This is a genomic window from Rhizobium sp. CC1099 (genome assembly GCF_029714385.1).
GTDB lineage: Bacteria > Pseudomonadota > Alphaproteobacteria > Rhizobiales > Rhizobiaceae > Rhizobium.
Window position 1 is genome coordinate 74,629 of the sequence record NZ_CP121641.1, and the last position, 20,890, is coordinate 95,518.

A 20,890-nucleotide genomic window follows, 5' to 3' on the forward strand; every position below is an offset into this window, starting at 1 on the left:
AGGAGGGAGGCGCCTCTGGTGCGCCTCCCTTCAATTCCAGTTTTTGATCTCGACCGTTTCGGCAATGGCTTGGCGCAACTCATCCAATCCCTCGCTCTTCTCGGAAGAGGTGGCAATAACGAATGGGAAGGCCGCCGGACGCTTTTTGATCTTCTCTGCCGTTTCCGCGAGCAGCTTGGTGACCGCGGGCGGCTTGATCTTGTCGGTTTTGGTGAGAACAATCTGGTAGGAAACGGCGGCCTTGTCGAGCAGGCTCAGAACGTCATCGTCGTTCTTCTTGATTCCATGGCGGCTGTCGATAAGCACGTAGACGCGCTTCAGCGTAGCGCGGCCGCGCAGATAATCGAACACGAGTTTCGTCCAGGCGTCGACCTGGTCTTTCGGCGCCTGCGCATAACCGTAGCCCGGCATATCGACGAGCGCCATCGGCGGCAGGTCGCCGCCTTCGCCGGAATAACCCTCGGGAACGAAGTAGTTCAGCTCCTGCGTCCGGCCCGGCGTATTCGAGGTACGCGCCAGTCCCTTATGTCCGACAAGCGCATTGATGAGCGACGACTTGCCGACATTCGAGCGCCCGGCGAACGCCACTTCCAGCGGCCCTTCCGGTGGCAGAAACTTCATGGAAGGCACACCGCGGATGAAGATCCACGGCCGCCCGAAGAGTGGCTTTTCGTTGTTTTGCGTCATTCCGCTTTTCCAGCGCGTCCTAATCCATTGCGCATAAGGCATTCAGGTTTCGCATGATTTTGTCAACCAACGGTCCCTGATAGGCCCTCATTGAAAACAGGTTGCCGAAAAGAAAAAGCCCCGCCGAAGCGAGGCTCCCTCATTCACTTCGATGGCGCCGGTTTTCGCCGGAACAAGCCCTTGAGATTGTCGAAGAGCTCGATCTTCACACCGTGGCGGCGCATGATTACCCCCTGCTGAATAACGGAGAGCGTATTGTTCCAGGCCCAGTAGATGACGAGACCGGCCGGGAAGCTTGCCAGCATGAAGGTAAAGACCAGCGGCATCCAGTTGAAGATCATCGCTTGCGTTGGGTCGGGCGGCGTCGGGTTCATGCGCATCTGCACGAACATCGTCACACCCATTATCAGTGGCCATACGCCGAGATGTAGGAGGGCGGGCGCTTCGAAGGGGAGCAGGCCGAAGAGGTTGACGATCGTGGTCGGATCGGGGGCCGAGAGGTCCTGAATCCAGCCGAAGAACGGCGCATGCCGCATTTCGATCGTGATGTAGATGACCTTGTAGAGCGCGAAGAAGACCGGAATCTGCAGGGCGATCGGCCAGCAGCCGGCAATCGGATTGATCTTCTCTTCCTTGTAGAGCTGCATCATCGCCTGCTGCAGGCCCATTCGGTCGTCGCCGAATTTGGCTTTGAGCTCTTCCATCTTTGGCTGCACGCGCTTCATGTTCGCCATCGAGGCGTACTGCTTGCTGGCGAGCGGGAAGAACAGCCCCTTGACGACGATCGTCGTCAGCAGGATCGCGACGCCGAAATTGCCGAAGTAGCGGAAGAAGAAATCCATCAGCTTGAACATCGGCTTGGTGATGAAATAGAACCAGCCCCAGTCGATCAGGCGGTCGAAGCGCGGGATCTGGTAGGAGGCCTCGTAGCCGTCGATGACCGGAACTTCCTTGGCGCCGGCAAAGACGAGGTTCTTGAGTTCGATCGACTGTCCGGGAGCAACCGTTACGGCGTCTTCCTTATAGTCGGCCTGATAGCGTGGCTGGCCATCGGTGAAATGCGAGAAGCGAGCCTCATAAGCCGATTTCTGCGGCGGCACGATCGTTGCGGCCCAGTACTTGTCGGAGATGCCAAGCCAGCCGCCGGTGGACTTGGCGGGCGTGACGGCTTCCTCCTCGACGGCAGAGTACTTGCTCTCGACCAGGCCGTCGCCGATGACGCCAATGAAGCCTTCGTGCAGGACGTAGACGGAGGGCGTCGTCGGCTTGTTGTAGCGGGTAACGCGCCCGTAGGACGAAATGGAAGCCGAAGTGCTTCCGCTGTTCGTCACCTTGTCCGTGACGGTGAACATGTAGCGGTCGTCGACCGAAATCGTACGCGCAAAGGTCAGGCCCTTGTCATTGGTATAGGTCAGCGTCACCGGTGACTTGTCGGTGAGCTTGGCGCCGTCCGGCGCCGTCCATACGGTCGACGGACCGGGAACTGCTCCGGTCTGGTCGCTGCCGATATAGCCGAGTTCGGTGAAGTAGCCGTCCTTGGTGTCAGCCGGCGAGAAAAGCGTAATGATCGGGCTGCTCTTGTCGACCGTCTCGTGATAACCTTTGAGCTTCAGGTCGTCGAGGCGGGCACCTGCCAGGTTGACGGAGCCAGAGAGCGCTTCCGTGTCGATGGCGATGCGCGGCGCCTTTGCAAGCGCTTCCTCGCGCGTTGCGGTCGCGGCGGCCTGGCCGGTCGGCGCGGCGCCACTTGTCTGCGGTGCGGGCTGGCCGCCTGCAGCAGGAGCCTGTGTCTGCTCGCTCTGCTGCTGCGCTTTCTGGGCTTCCTGCGCCTTGCGCTGAGCCTCGATGCGCGGGTTCATGTAAAGAAACTGCCAGCCGAGAACGATCAGCACCGAGAGAGCGATCGCAATGAAATAATTGCGGTTGTTTTGCATCATACGTTCCTGGGGCGTCCGTCGGAGGATCGCCTGTGTTTCGGCTTGTTTTCGACGCGTGCCTTAAGCTCCGCGCTCAATTCCTTGAAGGACGCCGTCAGGCAGTCTCTTCGCGCGACAACCACATAGTCGTGTCCGGGCTGCATTGCAAACCCCACATGAAGCCGCACCGCCTCTTTGAGGCGGCGGCGCATGCGGTTCCGTTCGACCGCGTTGCCATGTTTTTTTGTGACGGTGAAGCCGACGCGCGCTTCGGTTTCGGGCTCTTTCCGGTCGAGAACCTCGAGCAGGAAGAGGCCACCCTTGCGCTTTTCGCCGTTGCGGACAGCAAGAAACTGCGGGCGGCTTTTCAACCGCCCTGCAGTGTTTTTTTCAGTGGTCGTCAATTCGCCCGCCATCTGTTATCGGGCAATCCGGCCTTAGGCCGAAAGACGCTTGCGGCCACGCGCGCGGCGGGCAACGATGACCTTGCGGCCGCCCTTGGTAGCCATACGCGCACGGAAACCGTGGCGGCGCTTGCGGACAAGCTTCGATGGTTGGTAGGTACGCTTCATTTATTTAAACACCGCGGAGTGCGGCCCTTCTTGAATTTGCATATTGCAAGGAGCGTTGTTTTTCGAACGGGCGAGGCCAAAGACCGAAGTGACCGAACGTGCGGCGGCTTATACGGATGAAGCCTCAAGAAGTCAATTATCGCCCGATGATTCATCGGTCAGCTGGTTAAGACTGCCAAAATTCGCATTATGGTATTAACTATTGTGGTCAACACGTCGAAAGGTTGAATTTTGCTGATTTTGTCTTGATGGGTATGCCATCGGTGATATTTTTACTCAGGTTTATGCAATTTTTGCGAAGAATGCCGTCGATGGGCGGATAATAGGGGTAATTTTTTGTAGTACTAAACCATCGCATTCGAAATGTAACATTAAGACATTTAGCCGATCTTCATTCTATCGGCTGGGAATGTGCTTTCCAGACTGTCGTTAGTCCCTGAGGAGGCATTCCGTTGAAAATCCGCGGCAAGATCAATTTGCTCGTTTCTGTTATGGCAGCTGTTGCCCTTGTTATTGGCGCAACCGCCCTTATTGCCATGAACGAGTACAACAACAAATTCAGCGCCTATAAGAGTGCCTCACAGCGTGCCTATGCTGGAGAGCGGCTCAACCGCTTCGTGACAGCGACAGTTATGGAAGCCCGCGGCATCTACGCGGCGAAGGAAATCAAGGATACCGGCAACTTCGCCAAGGGACTGATGGCGGACCTCGACGAGATCGACAAGGTCATCGCCGGATGGGCGCCGCTCGTTCCCGAGAGCCAGAAGGAAAGCTTCGGAAAGCTCGTCGAGCGCGCCAAGGAATTCCGCACCTTCCGCACCGAAACGGCCCGTCTCGGCACTGAAGTCGGGCCGGCAGCCGCCAACACCCAAGGCAACAATGAAGCCAACCGCGCGAACCGAAAGGCCTTCCAGGCCGAGATCGATGCGATCGTAAAGACCGACAAGGCCGAGCTGCAGGCCGTCGATGCCGAGATCGAAGCCTTCCGTGCTTCGCTGTTCTGGCTCGTGCTTGCCATTGCCGGCGTCGGCATTTCGACAGGCGTCGGCATGGGCGTTTACATCGGCACCAATCATCTCAGCCGTCCGATCAAGCGCGTAACGACCGCCATCAATGAAGTCGCCAACGGCAATTTCGACGCGGATGTGCCCTATGCCGGCCGTAAGGACGAGATCGGCGAGATGGCCGCCGCCGTCGCCGTCTTCAAGGAAAACGGCTTGGCCATCAAGCGCCTGCATGCGCAGGAAGCGGCCATGCGCACCAAGAGCGACGACCTGCAGTCGAGCATGTCTGTGGTGGTCGCTGCCGCGGCTGCTGGTGATTTCAGCCGCCGTATCGAGAAGGACTATGAGGACGACAATCTCAATCAGTTCGCAGGCAATATCAACACGCTGCTTTCGAGCGTCGATGCCGGCGTCGGCGAAACCCGCCGCGTCATTGCAAGTCTTGCGGATGGCGATCTGACACAGACCATGCGCGGCGACTTCCAAGGCGCCTTCGCCGAGTTGCAGCAGAACGTCAACAACACGTTCCAGACGCTACAGACGACCATGCGCGAGATCCGCGAGACCACCGAAGCGATCAACGGCAACACCAACGAGCTCCGCGTTGCCAGTGACGATCTCTCCAGGCGCACGGAACAGCAGGCGGCAGCCCTCGAGCAGACCTCCGCAGCTCTCGACGAGATCACGGCCGTCGTGCAGAACTCGACGGAACGGGCGCAGGAGGCCAGCATCATGGTCTCGGAAGCGAAGGATGATGCCGGCCGCTCCGGCGTCGTCGTCCGTAACGCGGTCGATGCCATGGGCCGCATCGAGCAGGCATCGCGCGAAATCAGCCAGATCATCAACGTAATCGACGAGATCGCTTTCCAGACCAACCTTCTCGCACTGAACGCCGGCGTCGAGGCGGCACGCGCCGGGGAAGCAGGCAAGGGCTTTGCCGTCGTCGCGCAGGAGGTTCGCGAGCTCGCCCAGCGCTCGGCAACGGCCGCAAAGGACATCAAGGCGCTCATCACCAAGTCCGGCGATGAGGTTCACGTCGGTGTGAAGCTGGTGCAGGCAACCGGCGAGGCGCTTGGCGAGATCGAAACCCGCGTCATCGCGATCAACGATCACATTCACTCGATCGCGACGGCGGCCAAGGAGCAATCGACCGGCCTCAAGGAGGTCAACACCGCCATAAACCAGATGGACCAGGTGACGCAGCAGAATGCGGCGATGGTCGAGGAAACCTCGGCTGCGACGCACAAGCTCTCCGCAGAAGCCGACGGTCTCGTCAATCTTATTGCCCATTTCAGGATTTCGAATGCTGCTGCAGCGCCGCTGGCCGTTGCCCGCCGCGAAGAACACCGTCCGGTCGCCTCGCCGGCGCGCGGCGTGATGAAGACCGTCTCGCGGGCCTTCAACGGCAACGCAGCGGTTGCCGCGCAGAATTGGGAAGAATTCTGAGTATCTTCGACAGTCAGAAAACGCCGCCTCCGGGCGGCGTTTTCTTTTGTGACGGCTTGCCGTCGCTCGCGAAGATTTGAAAGCGCGCTTCGATCGGCTAATATAGAAGTCTGGTTTCAGGCGCTTAGCCGATCGGAAATGACGATGCCGGAGCAACAGCAAGGCGGAAATTCGACTGTCGACATTGCGGCGGACGGCGCAAACGGCCGTCCGGCGGGTGCGCTCGGCGGCCTGTCGGGCAAGCTGCTTTGGCTGACTGTCCTGTTCATCATGCTCGCAGAAGTGCTGATTTTCTTCCCTTCCATCGCGAGCATGCGCATCCGCTGGCTGGAGGACAAGCTGAACACGGCTGCCGCCGCTGCCATCGTTATCGATGGCCTGCAGCCCGTCGAACTGCCGTACGCTTTGCAGAAGGAAACATTGGCGGCGACCGGCACGAAGGCGATCGTTCTTCGCAAGGAAGGCACCTCCAGGCTTCTCGCGATGAGCAGCATGCCGACATCCGTCGATGAGCAATATGACCTGACCAAGGCCACGCCGATCAGTTCCATGGGAGACGCGCTGGATACGCTACTTTTTGGCGGCAACCGCATCATCCGCGTTTACGGCCCGGTCGGCGAGACGAACATGGGCGTCGAAGTGCTGATGAAGGAAAAGCCGTTGCGCATGGCGATGCTCGTCTATGCACGCAATGTTCTGCTCCTCTCCGTGCTGATCTCGCTCTTTACCGCGACGCTGATTTTCTTCGTCATCAATCGCATCCTGATCCGCCCGATCCGCAGGCTGACCGGCAACATGCAGCAATTTTCAGCCGATCCGGAAAACCCGCAGCATGTCTTCGTGGGCGATGGCGGGCGCGACGAACTGGCGGTCGCGGGGCGGCGTCTGACGGCGATGCAGATGGAACTGCAAAAGACGCTGAAGCAGCAGAAGAATCTTGCGGCACTTGGCCTTGCGGTCTCAAAGATCAATCATGACATGCGCAACATCCTCGCCTCGGCGCAGCTGATGTCAGACCGTCTCGTAGATGTCGATGACCCGATGGTTAAGAGCTTCGCACCGAAGCTGCTGCGCACGATCGATCGCGCGGTCGGCTATACGACGGAAGTGCTCTCCTTTGGTCAGGCAAGCGAATCGGCGCCGCGCCGCCGGCGGGTCAGGCTCTACGATCTGACGCAGGACGTGCGGGATATGCTGGCGATAGATCCGCAGAGCGGCGTTGAGTTTGCCGAGCAGATGCCGCCGGACATAGAGGTCGATGCCGATAGCGAGCAGCTCTTCCGCGTGATTCACAATCTCTGCCGGAACGCGTTGCAGGCGTTGACCGGCGAAACTGCCCCTGACGGCGTCAAACGCATCACTGTCTCGGCGCAGCGTGTCGGCAGCGTCGTCAGCATCATCGTTGACGATACCGGGCCAGGCATGCCGATGAAGGCCCGGCAGAATCTCTTTGCGGCCTTCCGCGGTTCGGCCCGCAGCGGCGGCACAGGCCTCGGACTTACGATCGCGCGCGAACTGGTCCTTGCGCATGGCGGCACGATCGCTCTCGTCGAAAAGCCCGCGGCCGGCACGCAGTTCCGCATCGAAATCCCGGACCGGCCGGTTTCGCTGGAGGACTATCGTTCGCGCACCCAGGCGGAAAAGTGATGCAAATTCCGCAACTCAGCCATCTGCAACCAAAGTCGTGATTTTTTTCGAATTGCTATTGCATTCGCCCAAAGGACGCTTTAGAGGATCGCCCACGCAAGCGGCACGGCCCGCTTTTGGCACGCACCCGTAGCTCAGCTGGATAGAGCACCAGACTACGAATCTGGGGGTCAGGAGTTCGAATCTCTTCGGGTGCGCCAATCTCCACCAGTCCAGAACAAAACTGGGAACCGGGGCATTGCGATGGACATCTCCGGATGGTCCCAATACCATATGTGCGAGTGAATTTTCCGAGGGCACTTACCTCAATGATCGAAGAACGCGTCCAGCGCCGTCTTGCCGCCATTCTGGCCGCGGACGTGGTCGGCTACAGCCGTCTCATGGAAGCGGACGAGCAAGGAACCCTCAAGGTCCTGAAGGCTCGACGGCGCGATATTCTGGCTCCCCTGATCACGCGATATAGAGGTCGCTTGGTCAAGGTCATGGGTGACGGCGTATTAGTCGAGTTCGCCAGTGCGGTAGATGCCGTCCAGTGCGCAGTCGATCTCCAGTATGGCACGGCCGAGGCCAACGATAGTTTGCCGGAATCCCGGCGGGTAATCCTGCGCATCGGCATCAATCTCGGTGATATCATCGTAGATGGTAGCGATCTCTATGGCGACGGCGTCAACGTTGCCGCTCGGTTGGAGGCATTGGGCGAACCTGGAGACATCTGCGTATCGGGCAGCGTTTACGATCAGGTCAAGCGGAAGGTTGAGACCGATTTTGACGATCTAGGCCAGAAGTCGTTGAAGAACATAGCTGAGCCAGTGCGCGTCTACCGGGTGCGGCATTCGGCAATTGCAGACCGGAAAGGGGAACCCGAGCCGCTGCCTCTGCCGTCAGAACCATCGATCGCCGTACTGCCTTTCACCAACATGAGCGGCGACGCCGAACAGGATGTGTTCACAGACGGGTTGACTGAAGATCTCATCACCGATCTGTCGCGGAACGCCAGCCTGTTCGTGATCGCCCGCCATTCGACCTTTGCCTACAAGGGAAAGTCGATCGATATCCGGCTGATTGCCCGTGACCTTGGCGTCCGCTATTTGCTGGAAGGCAGCGCCCGCCGCGCTGCCGGTCGTGTGCGCATCAACGTTCAGTTGATCGATGCCATCAGCGGAAATCATCTTTGGGCGGACCGCTTTGACCGCGATCTTGAAGATATTTTCGCTGTGCAGGACGAGGTGACGGCTAGGATCGTTGAGGCTCTGATCGGCCGCCTGGCGACACAGCCTCCCCGTAGCCGGCCAAACAGCATGGAAGCCTATGATCTTTGCGTGCGCGGGCGTGGGCTGATCGGGATTTCGCCGGCGGCGGCGCGCGAATCGCGTGTTCTGTTGCAGCGGGCGATCACTCTCGACCCGGATTATGCGGAGGCGCATCGGCTCCTGGCATTTCATCTCTGGCAGGCTTGGGCGCAGTGGGGCGAGCCAGAAGCACCCAACCGGCTTGTGGCCGTTGCCATGGCTGAAAAGGCCGTGAATCTCGACCCGAACGATGCCGGCTGCCGCTTCGTCCTTGGCCACTTGCTGGCATATGAACGGCGCTGGCCCGAGTCGGATGCCGAGTTCGCGACCGCGCTCGATATTGACCCGAATTACGCCGACGCCTGGGCGGACATGTCGGACTTTTCGGTGTTGAGCGGTAAGCCGGCCACCGCGGTTGAACAGGTCCAAAAGGCGCTCCGCCTGAACCCACATCCCCCCAAATGGTACTATTGGGATCTGGGGTTCGCGCAGTACGCCGCTTGCCAGTATAAGGCGGCAGTCGTCACGCTACGCAATGAGGCTACCTACCAAACAATTTCGCGGCGCGTGCTTGCAGCGAGCCTTGCACAACTGGGACGAACGGACGAGGCCCATCAGGAAGGCGAACTGTTCATGGCGAGCAATCCACATTTCACAATCAGCCATTGGGTCGCTTCACAGCCCTTTCGAGATCAGGCCACGTGTGACCATTTCGTCGACGGATATCGCAAAGCAGGCCTACCAGATTGAACGAGAGGTGAACTCAAAAATCGATAGGGGCAGCGATTACATAGCGGTGCCCAGTTTCATCCTGTCGGGTGCGCCATTTTTCCCAAGAAAAGCAATAATTTACCGGATGCTTGTAGAGCGTTGCGATTGCTACGGTGAGGCGGGGGCAAGCGGATGCTCCGTTGCTTCAGGGATCATTTTTCCCACCTGTAATGCCATGCAAGAGCGTGCCTAATATTACAGATTCGTTCATGTGACGTGTGTCCATAGTCCGGCCCCGCGAGCGCCCTGCGGATGTTCTGCAAGTTGATATGCGCGTTGCGAAGGCTGGGGATTCATGGCCAATCCGCAGTTGGGGTATGGCGACGACCTTGCCCTGACTCGCGCCTTTGGCTGCTCAGGTTTGTCGAGGGCTTGTCAACTTATATATTGACAAATCGCACGGTATGTATATAAATACATTGACGATCTAGCGAATTACGTCAACATATGAGTTTACAATGACCGTTAAACAGACCGTCCGCCAGCAATATCAGGCAATCGTAGACCTTGCCCAGTCCAAGGCCGAAGACGTCCGTGTTCCCGCTGAAGGCTGGATTCGGACAGTCCGGAAAGCCCTTGGAATGTCGGGAGCCCAGCTCGGAAAGCGAATGGGGCATACCCGCGCTCGCGTTGCTCAGGTCGAAAAGGCGGAGCTTGAGGGCGGCGTTACCCTGAAATCCATGCAGGCGGCCGCCGAGGCGATGGGATGCCGTTTCGTCTATGCCATCGTCCCGCCAGTCACCGTCGAGAATGTAATCATCGAGCAGGCCAGGAAAAAGGCGCTCGCGACCATTGGCATTGCCAGCAAACACATGGCGCTGGAAAACCAGGCCGTGCAGGACAGCCGCACCCAGCAGGAGGTCGCCCGTCTTATGAACGAGCTGATCTATCAAATGCCTTCCGATTTTTGGGAGGATAAGTGACGATCAAGCTCGAATATCCCGAAGGCGCGACGCCTCTCGACCCGAATGAAATCGGTGGGCTGAAATACAAACACATCACAACGCAAGGCGAATTGGACGAGCTGGAGCAGGCCAACATCGCGTCCGGGCTACGTTGGCTTGCCCGCATGCGGCGCAAAGACATCCTCACCGATGACTTCGCAATCGAGCTCCATCGCCAGCTGTTCGGTGATGTTTGGAACTGGGCGGGCACCTTCCGAAAGACAGGAAAAAACATAGGCGTCGATCCGATCCAGATCGGAGTTCAGCTGCGTGGCCTGATGGACGATGCTCAGTACTGGGCCGCGCATGATACCTTTTCGCCCATCGAGGCAGCCGTTCGCTTGCATCATAAGCTGGTGTTCATTCACCCGTTTTCGAACGGTAATGGCCGCCATGCGCGGATCCTGGCGGATGTCGTCCTCGGTAAGGTGTACGGGGCCGATCCTATCGACTGGACGGCGGGCTCGGACCTTCAGAAAATGAATGAGAGACGCTCAGCGTACATAGCGGCGCTGAAGGCGGCGGACGCCCACGACTTCGGCCCGCTGCTCGGCTTCGTCGGTCAAGCTGCCGAGACAGGCTAGAGCGACGATTGTTACCAGCCTCTGTTCATTTTTCGGATGAAGCTGTCACTCACGTACAATAACCGTCAACGGAATGCGACGATGATCGATGAGCGCTGCTTCCTGGCCGAAAGGAAAGGATAAGGCTGCCTCTTGGCGATCGAGCGAAAGCATATGGAGACTGCCCAAGGCTCTCACTTCGAGAATTGGCTACCGAGAATTTTTCGACGAGCTAGTGAAGTATTCTCTGCCCATCCTTGCCGAGTTTCAGGCCCACCGAGATATCGCTTTTGAACGGAAAGCAGCGGTACAAGCGCAATAAGCGTCGCTACCGTCGTTCATAATCTAACGCAATTACAATGACATACGAGTTCCCAGTTTCATCCTCTCCGGCGCGCCATTTCCCTTCATGTCATTGGCCACTATAACTTACCTTTTGGCGGAAAGCTTACCCTTTTTCCCAAGGTAAATTACCCTTAGCGCTCGAAGGCTGACACTCGGTGCTTTTGGTCTGGGCGATCGAACCATCGTGGCTAGCCTGAAGTGTTGCAAAAGTCCTCGTTCTGCGACGTTGCAAATCTCTGGCGCAGAAGCTTCGTTTTAATTGGGATTAATGCGACAAAAATTCAGCACTAAGGTTTCGCCGTTGCCTCCGCTGCTTGTTCGGCTTGCTTCAAGGCTCGCTGCCGGCCGATTTGCAACATCGCGATGCTGGTGAGAACAAGAGGAATGGCGGCGATTTCCAAGACGCCGACGATTTCGCCAGCGGCCCAACCGATCAGTAGGGCGACATTGGGCGTGATGTAGGTCGCGCCCGAGGCCGCGACTGCGCCCAACTCTTGCAGCAGATAATAGCAGATCAGGAACGCCATGCCGGTTCCGAGGACGCCAAGACCCACGGCAACACCAGTAGCAGCGTGCCAGTTTTGCAAAATGTCGCTTATCCCAGTTCGATCGGTGACGGCCAGGAGCACCAATAGGGCAAGTCCCGTCTGCCATGTAGCAAGCGCAAGGGGCGGTAGGTTGAAAGGGGACAGGAAGCGGCGGACGTAACCATTGGATACACCGAGGATGGTCGTCCCGCCCAACATCCAGAAAACCCCGATGATGTCGATGGTTCTATCCGCGCTCTCCCAGGGCCTGGCAATGAGGACGATGCCGGCAAAGCCCACAAGAACGCCGGCCAACATCAATGCGTTGGGCTTTTCCGTGCTCCCCCGGATGACGGATAGAAGCTCTTAGTCAACGCCGACGTGGAGGCTGAGCTTTGATCCCTCGGGACTATATAACTGAATGGCGGGCACACGCTCCGTGGGTGCAGGACATTCAGATCGAACAGGATCTCGTAATCAGCCGAGCCCTCGTAGAGATATTTTCCCACCCCGTCCTGTCGGAAGCTCTGGCCTTTCGCGGCGGCACAGCGCTCTACAAGCTCTATGTGAAGCCGGCAGCATGGCACTCTGAGGATATCGATCTGGTACAGATGCGCGCGGAGCCCGCCGGCCCGGCAATGGACGCCCTGCGGTCGGTGCTTGATCCCTGGCTGGGAGCGCCGCGCTGGAAACAGACGGAAGGGCGCGTGACTTTCGTCTACCGCTTCGCGTCGGAAGACGCACCGCCGATTCCTATGAGGCTCAAGGTCGAGATCAACTCACGGACCGCATGATGGCAATCCATCGCCTTCTACTCATGTGCGCACGAGATGAAGGAAGAGTTCATTTTTTTAGAGAGAGGCCATCGAGCAGGAAACCGAGGCCTTTCTTGAAAGCACCATCCCAATCGTCATCCAACAGCAGGCGGGAGCGTTCGATTGTTGGGTAGCGTTCGCTGAGATGCTCAAGGCGCTGTTGGGCAGCGGCCCTGTCGTCGGCCGAGAGGTCGAAGCTCGTCCGGGTGATGGTAGCGCCCATCACATAATTCCAGAGCGACCATATCGCAACGTTCAGATCTGCGTCCGCTACACCGGCCCTGGACAAGGTCTTGCTCAGCAGTTCTAGGCGACTGAGGATGTTCGGGCCGAGCGCCCGGCGCGGCAATAGCGATGCTGACCAAGGATGGCGCAGCATGCTGGCGCGCCAGTCTTCGAGCATATGAACGACTTCTCCGCGCCAGTCTTGGGACCGAACTGTCTGCGGCGGTTCGCGATATTCGAGCACCGAGTCGAGCGCCAGATCGAAGACATACCCTTTGTTGTCGACGTGCCAATACAGGCTCATCACGCCCGAGCCGAGGCGATCGGCTAGCCGACGCATCGTTAAACCGTCTACGCCTTGAGCATCCAGAAGTTCTACCGCGGTCGCCACGATGCGTTCCCGAGAAAGAGGCGGTTCACTGCGCGGCTCCTGCAGGGGCTGGGACCGCTCACTTATCCTTTGAGACCGTTTGCTCCGGGCTTCGCTACCTTTGGCGGCCATCTGTTTTCCTTGCTGATTAGAACGTCGATCTAAGCCGACAATACGACGAATGTCGATCCTGCCGATTGACTCGTACGACGTACGATGCGATTGAGTCGTACGTCGTACGAGTCAATCGTATTAGTGATTGGCTAAATTCAAACCTGCCGGTCGCGAGGGTACGTTGCTCGCAGTCCGCAGAGCCAAAAGACAATCATGTCACATGCAATCCAACATCTGCTTATCGGAGGGCTAATCATCATGACCATCGGAGTTTCCACTGCGACGACAGCGAATGAGAATGATCTCAAGCTGACCATCGTCAATCCACATAACCTCTACGACCCGACGCCGAATGGCTACAGCACGGCGGTGATTGTGCCACGTCAAGCCCGGATGGCCTACATCTCCGGACAGGGCGGCCAAGACAGCAATGGAGCTTTGTCGCCCGACTTCGCTGTCCAGGTCGAGCAGGCCTACGCAAATTTGCGCACCGCCCTTGATGCGCTCGGTGCCAGGCCGGACCAGGTCGCCAAGCTCACGGTTTTCGTGGTCGATCACGATATGTCCAAGCTTGAGGTGTTGACCAAGAACGTCAAGGAAATGTTCGGTGAGGCGCTGCCGGCGCAGACTCTGATTCCTGTTCCCAAGCTTGCAATTGACCCCATGCTCTTCGAGGTGGAAGCCGTGGTCGTGCTTCACTAGCGGGCGACGCTGCTGGCCCGACGCTAAAATTGAAATGGGTCGAGCGCGCCACCGCAGCCGCGCGCTCATGATCACGAGGGCCGATCAACCAGACTTGGCCAATGCCTTTCAAACGGACCTCGTCGATTTGTCGCGAAACTCCCAATTTTTCACATGGATGACGAGGAGACAGATCGAGTGCTTGTCGCGCTGCAGCCGCCAAAGCTTGTGGCAGAGGTGGCAATAATCGCCCTAAACCGCGACGCTCAGTCAAACGCGCTGCATGCCGGCGCATTTGGAGCCGGATTTCAAAAATAGCGCATGAAGTGCCTTATGAGCTTTTTATGGACCAGGTCCTTGACGAAGTCGCGAAGACCGCTAACCCCGATCTATAAATAGCCCGCGGAGACGCTCCGTGGATTATTTATAGATCAGAGGTGTGTCGGTCCCAAAACCGTCAGTCCGTGCTTATTCCCGTTACAGTCGCGATGCCCAGGCTCTGTTGAGCCAGATGATCAAGCGTGCGCGCATCGAACGGACGCTGACCACCCGGGAGCTTGTCGACCGCGCTGGCATATCACGCGGCCTCCTACAGAGAATCGAGAAGGGCGATCCGGGTTGCGCCATAGGGGCTGTATTCGAGGTCGCCGCGATAGTAGGCATCCGGCTGTTTGGTGCCGATCAGGCGACGCTCGCCACAGGGCTGTGTGGTTGCCTCACTCAACAGAACCGGTGGTGGCTGGCTGTCTAGCGCGCGATGAATGTGCGGACTGCCGGCTTCTCCTTTGTGTCACCTCCCGGCGCAACTGAGGGAGCGTCGTCATGATCATTTCCTCCAGCTCGCTGCAGTACGAGATGCCGCTCAGAATATTGCTGCGGAGGTGTTGCAGCGGCAGCAGGAATTGCAGGCCCTTGATTTGGGGCGGCAGGTGAAGGCGCTCGCGGAAGTGGAGGTACGGGGGAGAGGCAGGCGCTGGATGTGAAAACGCTGCCCGAGCAGCGTGTGCAGGAGGGGGCATGAGCACATGCCGACGCGCACTCTCGACATGAAGCCGAAGGGGCGCGGGCGGCGGTGCGGCGCGCCAGACCGGCATCGGGATCGGTCGGGGCCGATGAAGAAGCCGCCATGCGAGAGCGACACATTATGCACCGCACTTTTTGAACAGACGCTTGCCCGGTTTACCCGTACTTTAATGCCACTCTGTAACGCTCTTGGCCGGCGTAGCGGCAGGGAGGCCTACAAACGCGCAGCGGAGGCCGTGAGCGGCCGCTTCGCCCAATTCCGCCAGCATTCGTGCCCTTCGTATGCTGTCATTGTCATCGGGAATTCGGCTGCGGCCCTGACCGTCTCCGACTTTACGGCAGGTGGCTGAAGCGGGCGATTTGCGCATCCTTCATCAGGCTGCGAAAGTTAGGCCCACTGACATGCACGAGTGTCTTGTGGTCACCGCCTTCGAAATAGACGTCGCTCGCGTCGCCGAGGCTTTCGTCGAGGATCACTGGCACGTCGTAAGCGGGTCCGATGGGTGGTACCGCGCCAATGTCGCAATCCGAAAAAAGCAAGCTAACCTCCTCCTCCGAGGCGAGGCCAAGACGCCTGTTCATCAGATCCTGCAATGTGGAGAGCTCGATCCGGTGTGTGCTCGGAACAACGGCTAGGACGTACCCCATTTCGTGATGTACGACCACGGATTTGGCCAGCCTGCTGCCCGGAATATGCGCAGCCTGCGCCGACTGGCTGGTTGTTGCTGTGCGGTGATGAGCGACGGTGTCGTAAGCGATACCCTCACCGGCGATATAGTCCTGAAGTTTTCCCGCGATCGTCATCGTAGGCACTCCCTATGTTTGCCTGGGATGCATAAGGGACATTTTCCTCTCATCATTCGGGAAGTCAACGGCGAATGGACGGCCGCAAGTGTAAGCGGTTGGGAGACCATCTTTTTACGGCCGTCGATCAACTCGCTTAGCTTCGCGCAATCTTGCGCATGTATCTGCGTTCTGCGCCGCGATGGTGCGGAGCGGGGTGCGGGAGAGAAATATGAAGGCGAGAACCCAGGTTGTGATTTCGATGGTGGCGGTCGCGGTCATTCTTGCCGGATGTGTTACCTATGCCGACAAGCCGGTTCTCTATCCCGTCGGCAGCCCGGTCAATCCGCCATTCGTTGCCCACGTCATGTGCATCGGCGAAGCCAATGCGATGTATGGCGAAGCGATGCAGCAATACAAACTGCGTGCACAGATGACTGGCGATTATGACAGCGCCGAAGCGGAAGCGCTCTCACGCGGCGCTGCGCGCAGGCAGTACGACGCCTGCGCCTCGTCCGAAGGCTATCGCGCGGTCTACGATCGATAGGGCAGTCCGAGACGCTCTCTTTGACGGTAGGGGAACTGCTTACTGGCCTGTGTGGCAGCATCTGCCTGCGGCCGTCGATAAAAATCTTGCCTACATGTTGCACTAAGTGCAAAAATGCAATAGATATAAAAGTGCAATAATTGAAGGATAGGATCCCATTCCGTTGGGATGAATGACCTGGACGCGCTGCGCAGGCTGATGGCGTCTTGGAATTGCCGTTCTGGAGGCGATGCCTGGCAGGTAATGACGTTGCATTTCAAAAGTGGGCCAATCAACATGACCGCAGACATTGCATGCTCGGATTTCCTGCATTTCTTCCGTTCGTGGATCAGCAATCCACTTCGCGTCGCTGCAATCGCTCCCTCCGGGGTTTCGCTTGCCAAGCTGATGACGAAGGAAATCGCGACGCTTGACGGGCCGATCATTGAACTGGGCCCTGGTACGGGTGTTTTCACGCGGGCGCTGCTTGCGCGCGGCCTCAAAGAGGCGGATTTGACGTTGATCGAATATGGCCCCGAATTCATCGATGGCCTCAAGGCCCGCTTTCCGTCCGCCCGTGTCCTTCAGATGGATGCGGGGCATTTGGCACAGGCCGGAATCTTCCAAGGCGAGCCAGTCGGGGCGGTGGTCAGCGGCTTGCCGCTGCTTTCGATGTCGCCGCGCAAGATCACCGCCATTCTCGCCGGCGCCTTCACCTACATGCGGCCTGGGGGTGCGTTTTACCAGTTCACCTACGGCCCACGCTGCCCTGTGCCGCGGCCGATCCTCGACCGGATGGGGCTCAAGGCAACGCATATCGGCGGCACGATGCGGAACCTGCCGCCTGCCGCAGTCTACAGAATTTCGCGCCGCAAGCCGCTTGAGCTCTCGCGGGAGCGCTTCAAATATCGTAGCAGGGAAGCGGAGATGGAAACGGCCGCAGGAGAGACTGGCGGCTGATGCAATCGGACGCAAATGGCTGAAATGAAACAGATCAGCACCGCTGAAGGGCGCCGCGAGCGCAAGCGGCGCCAGACGCGCGAGCGCATTGAGCAGGCGGCAATGACGCTGTTTCTCGAACGCGGCTTTGATGCAACGACGATCGAGGACATCACGGATTCCGCCGACGTGTCGAAGCGCAGCTTTTTCGATTATTTCCCCTCCAAGGAAGAGGTCGTCTTCGCCTGGCAGGATTCCTTTGCCGACCGTCTGATGGCTGCCATCGCCGCAAGGCCAAAGAACGAGTCGCCCCTGAAGGTCGTTGAAGAAGCAATCGTGGAAACCGTCGCCGCTTCCGCCGATGAACGTGGGCTCGCCCTTGGTGAACTCATCCGTTGCACGCCCGTGCTGAAAGCGCGCGATCAGATGAAATATGCAAAACTTGAGCAGAAGCTGACGGAAGCATTGGTCGCAAGAGGCGGCGAAGGGAAGGAAGTGCGGGCGCGCATGCGGCTTCTCTCTGCGATTGTCATCGGTGCATTGCGTGTCGGCGGCGAACGCTGGCAGGAGCGTCCGCCAGAAGGCCCCCTCGAGGCCTTTGCGAGGGAGCTTTTTGCGGATCTTTGGAAGATGCTGGCGGATTTTGGCGACCAAGCGAAAAATCAGCGTTAGGCTATCGCACTTTACCGGAATGATTTTTTGACCAGCTGATCAAAATTGCTGGAAAATGAGGCGCCTTCGCAAGATTGCGCGTGGAGCCATGCGTAAGGTGCATTGCTGCATTGCGGTAATAACCCTATTCTCGATTAAATCAATCGGGTATTTATAGCTTCGTAAGTAGCGCACTCCTCCTCCCAGCGCTCTTACGCAGACTGGTAACACTCCTCCTCCCAGTTGCCAGTCAGGATCAAGAGCCCGGTGCACCTCCTCCCGCACCGGGCTCTTTTCTATTTCAGCCCTGAAATCAGTCTGCCCATCTGTTGCGAGGCTAACGGCTGCGTGCCTTATTTGACTCCCCTTGCGCCCACGGCTTATTTGAGCAGCAGCAGCCGTAGAGCGTTCAGCCAGGCGTCGATGTTGGAGTAGGGGATGTTTGACGGATCGGGGGCCATGCGGAAGATGCTTGCGAGCCTGACGCTTGCTGCCTTCCTGTTATCGGCCTGCGGCGGACGGCACATCGGCGTGATGACGCCGGTAGGATCCGTGCAGCCGGGCACGTCGAAAGTCGATCTTCTCGTCGCAACCACGCGCGCACAGGACAAGGATCCCGCCGTCCTCTTTTCCGGCGAGCGCGGCACCGGCCTGATGGTCAATGCGGTCAACGTTTCGATACCGCCGGATGCCAATCGCAAGATCGGTCAGGTGCAATGGCCGAAGCGCCTGCCGGCAAATCCGCTTCGCGATTTCGTTACCGTGTCCGTCGATCCGCTGGAAGGAGAGCAGGCGGGCGAGGTCTGGCTGAAGAGCCACATGCCGAAGAGCCGCCGCGTGCTGGTCTTCGTCCATGGCTTCAACAATCTCTACGAGGATTCCGTTTACCGCTTCGCGCAGATCGTTCACGATTCGCATGCGGACGTGGCGCCGGTCGTCTTCACCTGGCCGTCGCGCGGAAGCATCTTCGACTATAACTACGACAAGGAAAGCACGAATTATTCCCGCGATGCGCTGGAAGAGCTGCTGCGCCGCACGGCCCAGAACCCGGCAGTCAGCGATATCACCATCATGGCGCATTCCATGGGCACTTGGCTGACCGTCGAGGCGCTGCGCCAGATGGCGATCCGGGACGGACACGTTGCAAGCAAGATCAACAACGTCATCCTTGCCTCACCCGATCTCGACGTTGATGTTTTCGGGCGGCAATTCGTAAGCCTCGGCGAGGAGAGACCGCACTTTACCATCTTCGTTTCGCGCGACGACCGCGCGCTGGCGCTTTCGCGCCGCATTTCCGGCAATGTCGATCGCCTCGGCCAGATCGATCCTTCGGCGGAACCCTATCGCAGCAAGCTCGAGGCGGCGGGCATCACCGTCCTCGATCTCACCAAGCTCAAGGGCGGCGACAGGCTGAACCACGGCAAATTCGCCGAAAGCCCGGAAGTCGTGAAGCTGATCGGCGACCGGCTGATCGCCGGCCAGACGATCACCGATTCGCAGGTCGGTCTTGGCGAAGCGGTTGGTGCGGTCGCGATCGGTGCCGCGCAGACGGTCGGCAGCGCGGCCAGCGTTGCCGTCAGCACCCCGATCGCGATCTTCGATCCGCGCACCCGCCGCAACTATGATGCCCAGTTGAAGCGCTTCGGCCAGTCGGTGGAAAATACCGCGGGCTCGGTCGGCGATACGGTCGGTGCCGGTTTGCCGACACAATAAAATTCCTCATAGGCATTCATCTCATTCTGATATATCACAACGCAAGTCGTGCCGGTAAAGCCTTGCCTTGATGGATGATGATATGACGAATGAGGGGAAGCAGACCGTCGCCGTTGTCGGCGCAGGCGTAATCGGCGCATCGATCGCCTTCGAAATGCAGCAACGCGGTTTTCAGGTGACGCTGATCGACAAGGGCGAGCCGGGCCGTGGCACGTCCTACGGGAATATGGCGAGCATCGCGCTCGATTTCACCGCCGGTTCTGGTCCGGCGACCTGGAAGAAAATTCCCCGCTGGCTGATGGATCCCGAGGGGCCGGTCTGGCTGCGTCCGTCTTACGCACCGAAAATGCTTCCATGGTTCCTGCGTTTCATCGCTGCCGGCCGTCCGTCCCGTCTGCGCGGGATCGAAGATGCAGGCATGAACCTGACCCGCCGGGCGCTAGGCGATTTCCGGACCATGCTTTCTGCAATCGGCGCACCCGAACTCATGACGGAGGAGGGCTGCCTCGCCATCTATGAGACGGAAGCTGAATTCGCCGCCGACCGCGGCCATATCGAGTTAATGCAGCGCTATGGCTTCGATTTCGAGATCTTGAACAGCGGCGCGATCCGCCACTACGAGCCGGAACTTTCGCCCTCGATCGCCAAGGCCGTGCTTTTGCCGGACAACAAATCGATCCGTGATCCCTACCAATTGGTGGTCAAGCTTGCGGACGCCGCTCAGGCGGCGGGCGCGCGCTTCGTTTCAGGTGTCGTGCGCAATATCGAACGCAAACCGGCGGGCGGTGCTGTCGTGCTGCTCGAGGACGGCGGCCGCATCGAGGTCAACTCCGTGGTACTGGCAGCCGGTGTGCACACGCGCGAGCTTGCCGCAAAGCTTGGCGAGCCGATCCCGCTGGAGACCGAGCGTGGCTATCACACGCAGATCATGAAGCCCGGCATCTCGATGCGGTATTCGATCATCTGGCCGCATCGGGCTTTCATGGTGACGCCGACGGCCGGCGGCATTCGCGTCGGCGGCAACGTCGAACTGGCGGGTCTTGACACGCCGCCGGATTTCCGCCGCCCGCGATTGCTCGTGCGCCATGCGCAGCGTGCGCTGCCCGGTTTGAAGATCGAAGAGGCAACCGAATGGATGGGCCATCGCCCGGCGCTGCCGGATACGATCCCGATCATCTCGCCTTCATCGAAGATGCTGGGGGTCTGGTATGCAACCGGCCACGGCCATCTCGGCCTGACGCTTTCGGCGACGACAGCGCAGCTGATCGCCGATATGGTGATGGGGGGCAAACCCACGGTCGACATGACCCCCTTCCGCATAGCCCGATATTAGGAGGAA

General features: G+C 58.9%; 20 protein-coding genes and 1 tRNA gene. 13 read left to right on the forward strand and 8 right to left on the reverse strand.

Features of this window, described 5'->3' with window-relative positions; translation table 11 throughout:
* Nucleotides 1-30: 30 nt before the first annotated feature.
* The 4 genes from yihA to rpmH all read right to left on the reverse strand — a co-directional run bounded on the left by yihA (nucleotide 31) and on the right by rpmH (nucleotide 3,175).
* Nucleotides 31-687: a ribosome biogenesis GTP-binding protein YihA/YsxC gene (yihA, locus tag QA644_RS00385; protein WP_239595811.1), complete on the reverse strand. Its 657-nt coding sequence runs from the start codon at nucleotides 685-687 to the stop codon at nucleotides 31-33.
* A gap of 143 nt (nucleotides 688-830) precedes the next feature.
* Nucleotides 831-2,621 carry a membrane protein insertase YidC gene (gene yidC / locus QA644_RS00390; RefSeq protein WP_283070533.1) on the reverse strand — a complete coding sequence of 597 codons (1,791 nt, stop codon included), beginning with the start codon at nucleotides 2,619-2,621 and terminating at the stop codon, nucleotides 831-833.
* Nucleotides 2,621-3,019 carry a ribonuclease P protein component gene (rnpA, locus tag QA644_RS00395; protein ID WP_039843758.1) on the reverse strand — a complete coding sequence of 133 codons (399 nt, stop codon included), beginning with the start codon at nucleotides 3,017-3,019 and terminating at the stop codon, nucleotides 2,621-2,623. The genes yidC and rnpA overlap by 1 nt, the downstream gene beginning before the upstream one ends.
* A gap of 21 nt (nucleotides 3,020-3,040) precedes the next feature.
* Complete coding sequence (gene rpmH / locus QA644_RS00400) at nucleotides 3,041-3,175, reverse strand: 50S ribosomal protein L34 (RefSeq protein ID WP_016552555.1); 135 nt, start codon at nucleotides 3,173-3,175, stop codon at nucleotides 3,041-3,043.
* A 452-nt stretch (nucleotides 3,176-3,627) separates the two neighbouring features.
* On the opposite strand from rpmH, the gene QA644_RS00405 reads away from it, so the two are divergent.
* The 6 genes from QA644_RS00405 to QA644_RS00430 all read left to right on the forward strand — a co-directional run bounded on the left by QA644_RS00405 (nucleotide 3,628) and on the right by QA644_RS00430 (nucleotide 10,860).
* Nucleotides 3,628-5,625, forward strand: coding sequence for a methyl-accepting chemotaxis protein (locus QA644_RS00405; RefSeq protein ID WP_074066464.1), 1,998 nt, complete (start codon nucleotides 3,628-3,630; stop codon nucleotides 5,623-5,625).
* A 144-nt stretch (nucleotides 5,626-5,769) separates the two neighbouring features.
* Complete coding sequence (locus tag QA644_RS00410; RefSeq protein ID WP_283070538.1) at nucleotides 5,770-7,272, forward strand: HAMP domain-containing sensor histidine kinase; 1,503 nt, start codon at nucleotides 5,770-5,772, stop codon at nucleotides 7,270-7,272.
* Between the two features lie 123 nt (nucleotides 7,273-7,395).
* Nucleotides 7,396-7,472 (forward strand) — tRNA-Arg (locus QA644_RS00415).
* A gap of 108 nt (nucleotides 7,473-7,580) precedes the next feature.
* The gene (locus QA644_RS00420) at nucleotides 7,581-9,311 is read left to right on the forward strand and encodes an adenylate/guanylate cyclase domain-containing protein (RefSeq protein ID WP_283070539.1); all 1,731 of its coding nucleotides are present in this window, start codon (nucleotides 7,581-7,583) and stop codon (nucleotides 9,309-9,311) included.
* Nucleotides 9,312-9,790: 479 nt separating this feature from the next.
* A complete protein-coding gene (locus QA644_RS00425) occupies nucleotides 9,791-10,255 on the forward strand; it encodes a mobile mystery protein A (RefSeq protein WP_283070541.1) in 465 nt (154 codons plus the stop codon).
* Nucleotides 10,252-10,860 (forward strand): mobile mystery protein B, encoded by a 609-nt coding sequence (locus QA644_RS00430; protein WP_283070543.1) that lies wholly within the window; start codon nucleotides 10,252-10,254, stop codon nucleotides 10,858-10,860. Before QA644_RS00425 ends, QA644_RS00430 begins: the two co-directional genes overlap by 4 nt.
* A 611-nt stretch (nucleotides 10,861-11,471) precedes the next feature.
* Here the strand turns inward: QA644_RS00430 and QA644_RS00435 are convergent.
* On the reverse strand, nucleotides 11,472-12,029 hold the full coding sequence (locus QA644_RS00435; RefSeq protein ID WP_283070545.1) for an EamA family transporter: 558 nt from the start codon (nucleotides 12,027-12,029) through the stop codon (nucleotides 11,472-11,474).
* A gap of 77 nt (nucleotides 12,030-12,106) precedes the next feature.
* On the opposite strand from QA644_RS00435, the gene QA644_RS00440 reads away from it, so the two are divergent.
* Nucleotides 12,107-12,505: a nucleotidyl transferase AbiEii/AbiGii toxin family protein gene (locus tag QA644_RS00440; protein WP_283070547.1), complete on the forward strand. Its 399-nt coding sequence runs from the start codon at nucleotides 12,107-12,109 to the stop codon at nucleotides 12,503-12,505.
* A 49-nt stretch (nucleotides 12,506-12,554) separates the two neighbouring features.
* Here QA644_RS00440 and QA644_RS00445 read toward each other — a convergent pair whose 3' ends face one another.
* A complete protein-coding gene (locus QA644_RS00445; RefSeq protein WP_283070548.1) occupies nucleotides 12,555-13,253 on the reverse strand; it encodes a TetR/AcrR family transcriptional regulator C-terminal domain-containing protein in 699 nt (232 codons plus the stop codon).
* A 195-nt stretch (nucleotides 13,254-13,448) separates the two neighbouring features.
* Here QA644_RS00445 and QA644_RS00450 point away from each other — a divergent pair, with 195 nt between their 5' ends.
* Nucleotides 13,449-13,937: a RidA family protein gene (locus QA644_RS00450; protein ID WP_283070550.1), complete on the forward strand. Its 489-nt coding sequence runs from the start codon at nucleotides 13,449-13,451 to the stop codon at nucleotides 13,935-13,937.
* Nucleotides 13,938-14,505: 568 nt separating this feature from the next.
* Here the strand turns inward: QA644_RS00450 and QA644_RS00455 are convergent.
* Nucleotides 14,506-14,640, reverse strand: coding sequence for a hypothetical protein (locus tag QA644_RS00455; RefSeq protein ID WP_283070552.1), 135 nt, complete (start codon nucleotides 14,638-14,640; stop codon nucleotides 14,506-14,508).
* A gap of 632 nt (nucleotides 14,641-15,272) precedes the next feature.
* Entirely contained in the window at nucleotides 15,273-15,743 is a 471-nt protein-coding gene (locus QA644_RS00460) for an aminoacyl-tRNA deacylase (RefSeq protein ID WP_074066495.1), read from the reverse strand.
* A 211-nt stretch (nucleotides 15,744-15,954) separates the two neighbouring features.
* On the opposite strand from QA644_RS00460, the gene QA644_RS00465 reads away from it, so the two are divergent.
* From QA644_RS00465 to QA644_RS00485, 5 genes are all read left to right on the forward strand, one after another.
* Nucleotides 15,955-16,269: a hypothetical protein gene (locus tag QA644_RS00465; protein WP_283070555.1), complete on the forward strand. Its 315-nt coding sequence runs from the start codon at nucleotides 15,955-15,957 to the stop codon at nucleotides 16,267-16,269.
* Between the two features lie 276 nt (nucleotides 16,270-16,545).
* A complete protein-coding gene (locus tag QA644_RS00470) occupies nucleotides 16,546-17,208 on the forward strand; it encodes a methyltransferase domain-containing protein (protein ID WP_283070557.1) in 663 nt (220 codons plus the stop codon).
* Nucleotides 17,209-17,223: 15 nt separating this feature from the next.
* Nucleotides 17,224-17,859, forward strand: coding sequence for a TetR family transcriptional regulator (locus QA644_RS00475; protein WP_283070559.1), 636 nt, complete (start codon nucleotides 17,224-17,226; stop codon nucleotides 17,857-17,859).
* 438 nt (nucleotides 17,860-18,297) lie between these two features.
* Nucleotides 18,298-19,551 (forward strand): alpha/beta hydrolase, encoded by a 1,254-nt coding sequence (locus tag QA644_RS00480; protein ID WP_239599631.1) that lies wholly within the window; start codon nucleotides 18,298-18,300, stop codon nucleotides 19,549-19,551.
* Nucleotides 19,552-19,633: 82 nt separating this feature from the next.
* Complete coding sequence (locus tag QA644_RS00485) at nucleotides 19,634-20,884, forward strand: FAD-dependent oxidoreductase (RefSeq protein WP_283070561.1); 1,251 nt, start codon at nucleotides 19,634-19,636, stop codon at nucleotides 20,882-20,884.
* Nucleotides 20,885-20,890 lie beyond the last annotated feature (6 nt).

Excerpts from the sequence above, each read along its gene's own strand:
- yihA (WP_239595811.1), bottom strand. The coding sequence starts at position 687 with ATGACGCAAAACAACGAAAAGCCACTCTTCGGGCGGCCGTGGATCTTC.
- yidC (WP_283070533.1), bottom strand. The coding sequence starts at position 2,621 with ATGCAAAACAACCGCAATTATTTCATTGCGATCGCTCTCTCGGTGCTG.
- rnpA (WP_039843758.1), bottom strand. The coding sequence starts at position 3,019 with ATGGCGGGCGAATTGACGACCACTGAAAAAAACACTGCAGGGCGGTTG.
- rpmH (WP_016552555.1), bottom strand. The coding sequence starts at position 3,175 with ATGAAGCGTACCTACCAACCATCGAAGCTTGTCCGCAAGCGCCGCCAC.
- QA644_RS00410 (WP_283070538.1), top strand. The coding sequence starts at position 5,770 with ATGCCGGAGCAACAGCAAGGCGGAAATTCGACTGTCGACATTGCGGCG.
- QA644_RS00420 (WP_283070539.1), top strand. The coding sequence starts at position 7,581 with ATGATCGAAGAACGCGTCCAGCGCCGTCTTGCCGCCATTCTGGCCGCG.
- QA644_RS00425 (WP_283070541.1), top strand. The coding sequence starts at position 9,791 with ATGACCGTTAAACAGACCGTCCGCCAGCAATATCAGGCAATCGTAGAC.
- QA644_RS00435 (WP_283070545.1), bottom strand. The coding sequence starts at position 12,029 with ATGTTGGCCGGCGTTCTTGTGGGCTTTGCCGGCATCGTCCTCATTGCC.
- QA644_RS00445 (WP_283070548.1), bottom strand. The coding sequence starts at position 13,253 with ATGGCCGCCAAAGGTAGCGAAGCCCGGAGCAAACGGTCTCAAAGGATA.
- QA644_RS00450 (WP_283070550.1), top strand. The coding sequence starts at position 13,449 with ATGTCACATGCAATCCAACATCTGCTTATCGGAGGGCTAATCATCATG.
- QA644_RS00460 (WP_074066495.1), bottom strand. The coding sequence starts at position 15,743 with ATGACGATCGCGGGAAAACTTCAGGACTATATCGCCGGTGAGGGTATC.
- QA644_RS00465 (WP_283070555.1), top strand. The coding sequence starts at position 15,955 with ATGAAGGCGAGAACCCAGGTTGTGATTTCGATGGTGGCGGTCGCGGTC.
- QA644_RS00470 (WP_283070557.1), top strand. The coding sequence starts at position 16,546 with ATGACCGCAGACATTGCATGCTCGGATTTCCTGCATTTCTTCCGTTCG.
- QA644_RS00475 (WP_283070559.1), top strand. The coding sequence starts at position 17,224 with ATGGCTGAAATGAAACAGATCAGCACCGCTGAAGGGCGCCGCGAGCGC.
- QA644_RS00480 (WP_239599631.1), top strand. The coding sequence starts at position 18,298 with ATGCGGAAGATGCTTGCGAGCCTGACGCTTGCTGCCTTCCTGTTATCG.
- QA644_RS00485 (WP_283070561.1), top strand. The coding sequence starts at position 19,634 with ATGACGAATGAGGGGAAGCAGACCGTCGCCGTTGTCGGCGCAGGCGTA.